Origin of the sequence: Cecembia sp. (assembly GCF_007126775.1) — a bacterium.
Classification (GTDB): domain Bacteria; phylum Bacteroidota; class Bacteroidia; order Cytophagales; family Cyclobacteriaceae; genus Cecembia.
In genome coordinates this window covers 1-4,968 of the sequence record NZ_SLAP01000023.1, presented here as the reverse complement: position 1 = coordinate 4,968, position 4,968 = coordinate 1, and the positions used below count along the sequence as shown (strand labels likewise).

5 protein-coding genes and 1 pseudogene are annotated in these 4,968 nt (G+C 41.1%); 4 read left to right on the top strand and 2 right to left on the bottom strand.

The genetic code is table 11. The features are described from left to right. Positions 1-626, bottom strand: a pseudogene (locus tag QZT73_RS01760) (hypothetical protein); the annotation flags it as partial. A gap of 11 nt (positions 627-637) precedes the next feature. Further along, on the bottom strand, positions 638-1,303 hold the full coding sequence (locus tag QZT73_RS01755) for a hypothetical protein (RefSeq protein ID WP_291783256.1): 666 nt from the start codon (positions 1,301-1,303) through the stop codon (positions 638-640). 178 nt (positions 1,304-1,481) lie between these two features. Here QZT73_RS01755 and wecB point away from each other — a divergent pair, with 178 nt between their 5' ends. The 4 genes from wecB to QZT73_RS01735 form a co-directional block, all read left to right on the top strand. Further along, complete coding sequence (gene wecB / locus QZT73_RS01750; RefSeq protein ID WP_291786290.1) at positions 1,482-2,579, top strand: UDP-N-acetylglucosamine 2-epimerase (non-hydrolyzing); 1,098 nt, start codon at positions 1,482-1,484, stop codon at positions 2,577-2,579. Beyond that, positions 2,576-3,055 carry a cupin domain-containing protein gene (locus QZT73_RS01745; protein ID WP_291778565.1) on the top strand — a complete coding sequence of 160 codons (480 nt, stop codon included), beginning with the start codon at positions 2,576-2,578 and terminating at the stop codon, positions 3,053-3,055. The genes wecB and QZT73_RS01745 overlap by 4 nt, the downstream gene beginning before the upstream one ends. 12 nt (positions 3,056-3,067) lie before the next feature. Further along, positions 3,068-3,766, top strand: a complete 699-nt coding sequence (locus QZT73_RS01740) for a response regulator transcription factor (protein ID WP_291778568.1) — start codon at positions 3,068-3,070, stop codon at positions 3,764-3,766. Next, positions 3,763-4,968 (top strand): histidine kinase dimerization/phospho-acceptor domain-containing protein (locus tag QZT73_RS01735; protein WP_291786289.1); only part of this gene is annotated, 1,206 nt, incomplete at its 3' end. The genes QZT73_RS01740 and QZT73_RS01735, both read left to right, overlap by 4 nt.

Genomic DNA, 4,968 nt, shown 5'->3' with positions numbered 1-4,968 from the left:
GAAAAATTACCCGGATTGAAGCGAATACTGGACTGGCCGGGCAGTAAACGATTATAAGGCCCAGCCCCAAAACGCTCTGGCATATCAATCCGGTTCATGTGCTCATAGTAGAAGAGAATAGTGGATTGATGCTCAATTGGAAAACCGAGGTAATCCCTGTTTTGTGCAAGAAGTATTTCAGGTTGCAATTGAATACTAAATTTACCCTCTTTGAAAAACAATCCAGCACTGACGAGCTGTTGAAAACCACTATTGGGAATCATGGCTCCATTATTAAGTCCAAAAGCGTAATCCGAATTGTATTGTGTGCGTAAGGTAACCGGCATGGCCATTATCAGGCCATCCCTCTTTTTATCGAAATAATGATGGACCTTAGACTGGTCAATATCGGTAAAGGTATTATCCAGGTCCAGACCATTTTTTCTTTCAAAAGCATAAACAGGATACAAAGGCCTAATGGTCATGGAAGATTTATCGTCCAGCCTTCCCAAAAGCTGCATCCTGCGCATGTATTCTTCCAAAACAGGCGTATTCAGCGGTACGGTTTGCGCCCACAATACCTCTTGAAGTGCTACTGCTAGCAGCAGTGTCAGAAATACTAGATTTAGCTTTATTTTTATCTTCATCAGTCCACCGCCTAAATAACCACCATTGTTGTAACTTCTATTTTTCCCACAGACCAACTCTCATCGCAAATAGGATCAGGACTGTTGGTCTGAAGCAATTCATCGCCCAATGTAATTTTAACACTGCCGGTGTTATGCGAAACCATTCTACTGATCCTGTAACGCGTGGTATAATTTTGAAATGCTCCAAATAGACATAATCCCGGTAAATTGGTCTGAACCGCCCCAGATTTGGGGTCGTTTTGTCTGAAATAGTCTTGTGGATAAGATTGCCTCAAACAAAAGGTGGGCATACAAGGGGTATTGGAGAAAGTAGTCCTTAATACTTCCTCTTCATCTATTTTCATAAACCAAAAATCCGGCCCATTGACACCATCATCAGGGTTTCCATCCCAACTGTCATGAATCCATAAATCAACTTCAATTTTTAGTACATTATGACCAGGGAGGTCGGGAATGGTTACAGAAACTTCCTCGTTATTATAAAAACCAAGTAACGTATCCCCTTGAAATATAAACAATCTCCCATTTTCAAAATTCCTCAGGTCCAACTGGCCAAAATTATTGGAATAGACAATTTGTTGACTTTCCAAACGGTCCTGACAGGATGAATGAAGAAAGACAAGACATAAACAAATCAAAAAGAGAGTTAAACTGTCAAATCTTTTGAAAAGCATGCTATTGAAATGGTTGGTACTAAGAATTATAACCGGTCAAAACTACCTAAAGATTACAAATAAATAAAATCTTGGTGGTTTTCCCGCTTTTAAACGAAGCATATTTAAGTCTCTTTTTGATTTTGATTGTCAGAGGAATGGGTATTCCTTAAATTGCATTGATTTTAAACTTAAACTTATGACAAATGTTACCTTGGTGGCGGGGGCAAGGCCAAATTTTATGAAAATAGCTCCGATAATCCATGCCATACAGGCAAAAATGAATGAAGGGGCAGATATTTCATACCGCTTGGTGCACACAGGACAACATTATGACAAAAAAATGTCCGGAGACTTTTTCGAACAATTGAATATCCCGGAGCCTGATGCCAACCTTGGAGGAGGAGGTGGAACACAGGCAGAACAGACTGCCGCCATTATGGTGGCTTTTGAAAAAGAACTGATGGCCCACAGACCAGACTTGGTGATAGTGGTAGGGGATGTTACCTCTACTTTGGCATGTTCCATCACAGCAAAAAAATTAGTAATCGATGTGGCACACGTCGAAGGTGGTATTCGCTCAGGAGATTTGAGTATGCCTGAGGAAATCAACAGAATGGTCACAGACAGTATCACCGACCATTTCTTTACTACCTCAGAAATTGCAAACAATAACCTGAGAAAACTCGGATTCCCTGAGTCCTGCATACACTTTGTAGGGAATACCATGATTGATACTTTGGTGGCCAATATGTCTCGCTTTCAAAAACCTGAAGGGGAATTGTTTGACCAACTCCAATCGCAGTCCTATTTTGTAATGACCATGCACAGACCGGCCAACGTGGATCAGGAGGAAAAACTCAAAGAAATGATTGATGCCATCATGAAAGGGACCAAAGGACTTCCGGTCATTTTTCCAGTACACCCTAGAACCGCCAAAAATCTGCAAAACCTGGGTATCAGTGACCCTAACCTACACATGACAGATCCCCTTTCCTATTTGGAATTCAACTATTTGGTGAAAAATGCCAAAGGAGTCATTACGGATTCTGGGGGTATTACAGAAGAAGCCTCGGTGATGAATGTCCCATGCATTACCCTAAGGGATAACACAGAAAGACCTGAAACAATTGAATTGGGCACAAATGAATTAGTGGGTACAGATCCCAAAAACTTGCCCCCTTATTTAGAAAAACTGATGAATAATCAGTGGAAAAGTTACGAAGGCATACCCATGTGGGATGGAAAAACTGCCGAGCGAATTGTGGATAAAATCATAGCAATATACGACAAGTGAAAAAGCGGATTAAGGAATTGATCGATCAGCTTCAGCTGAAGGCACACCCGGAAGGAGGTTACTATGCAGAGACCTACCGATCAGAATGGCAGGTAGTGACTGACCAGGGCAGCCGCAGCCTGATGACCTGTATCTATTTCTTGCTCACTTCAGCCAATTTCTCCAAATTCCATCAGATCAAAAGTGATGAGATGTGGTTTTATCATGAAGGCAGTCCCTTGACGGTTCATGTCCTTTCGGACATGGGTTATGAAAAACTACTGGTTGGTCCATCAGACCAAAAAGGTCACCTTCCATATCAATTGGTCAAATCAGGCGTTGTTTTTGGATCTACGGTAGACCAAGAAGACAGTTATAGTTTGGTTTCTTGCGTAGTGGCACCGGGGTTTGATTTCAAGGATTTCAAGTTATTCACTGCAAAGGAGCTCTTGGAAAAATGGCCGGATCAAGCAACTATTATCCACCAACTCACCTGAAAAGGTTTTATCATGCCAGCTGAGGGAAATAAAATTCTGCTAATTGAAGATGATGAGCGTTTATCCAAGCTTATAAAAAAAGGCTTGGAAGAAAAAGGCTTTGAAGTCTCGCCTGTATATGACGGAGAAATGGCCCTAAAGCTTTTTGACAATGATCATTTCGATCTGATCATTACCGATCTTATCCTTCCAAAAATGAATGGTTTAGATTTTTGTAAGGCGATCCGAAAAATTGGAAGCAAAGCCCCCATTATCATGTTGACGGCTTTGGGCACTACCGATGATAAACTGGAGGGTTTTGATGCTGGGGCAGACGATTATCTGGTCAAACCATTTGATTTTAGAGAATTGCATGCACGGATCAAAACCCTTTTAAAAAGAGTAGGGTCCGATTCTCAAAGGCCCAATTCGGCCATCATCACCTATGCTGACCTATCGGTTGATACTTTTCAGAAAAAAGCATGGCGACAAGGGATAGAACTGCAGTTGACACCAAAAGAATATAAGCTATTGGCTTATTTGGTAAAGAACCCGGAGCGGGTCCTTTCAAGGGAAGAGATTGCCAAAAAAGTATGGAGCCTGGATTTTGATACTGGCACCAATTTCATTGATGTTTACATCAATTACCTGAGAAAAAAAGTTGATAAACCTTTTGGTTTCCAGCTTATCCACACCCGTACAGGTATGGGATTTGTCCTACAAAAACAATGAGTATCCAGAAGCGCATCACTTTATGGTTTACTTTGCTCACCATTTCGGTGTTGGTGCTGTTCATGGGCTTTGTCTATTTATCAGCTTATAAAAACCGGCTTAATGAGTTCTATACTATATTGGAAAAAGAAGCCATTACCAAAATCAACTTGTTATTAGAGACAGAACTTGATGCCATAACCCTTCAAACCATTTATCGGGAAAACAGGGAAATTCTATATGAGGTGGAGGTGGCGATTTATGACGGGGAAGAGCAATTGGTCTATCATGATGCAGTCGAAATTGATTTTGTCAAGGAAACTCCTGAAATGTTTAAGGAAATCAGGGAAAATAAATCCATGCAATTTATTCAGGAAGGCTGGCAAGTATTGGGATTTGTCTATGAGTACAGAGGAAAACCCTTTTTCGTAACCGCTGCTGCTTATGATGCCTATGGGTATAGCAAACTGGAAAATATCCGGGATACAATCATCATTGTTTTATTTTTTGGAGTCCTCTTCATTGTATTTCTGGGAAGGTATTTTGCCAAGAAAATAATACGTCCGGTGACGGAGATGATTATGGAGGCAGAAATGATTTCCGCTTCCAATCTGCACCTCCGGTTGGGAGAAGGAGAAGAACAAGATGAGTTAAAGCAATTGGCCCATACCATCAACAGACTATTGGAGCGGCTGGAGAAATCCTTCGAATCCCAAAAGCAATTTGTTTCTTATGTGTCACATGAACTGCGCACACCTTTGACTGCCATCATCACAGAACTTGAGTGGGCACTTCAAAGAGAAAGGAATCTGGAAGAATACCAGGAGACTTTAGAAAATGTTTTGGCAGATGGACATGGGATGGCAAAACTACTCAGTACCCTACTGGATTTTGCCAAAGCCAACTATGACCGATCTGAGGTTAATTTCAAGCCAATCCGGGTGGATGAAGTTTTACTTGATGCCAGTACTGAATTGCAGAAAAGCAATCCAGAATATAAAGTCGAACTGGATTTTGCGGAAAATTCCGAAGAAGAGGAAGTAACCGTAGAAGGAAATGCTTACCTTCTATCCATCGCTTTTTCCAATCTCATGAGCAATGCCTGCAAGTTTTCCAAGAACCACAAATGCACCATTTCCATCAGCTTGGAAAATAATCAGGCAAAGGTACTTTTTCGGGACAATGGGATAGGTATTCCCAAACAGGAATTAAACAAAATTTTT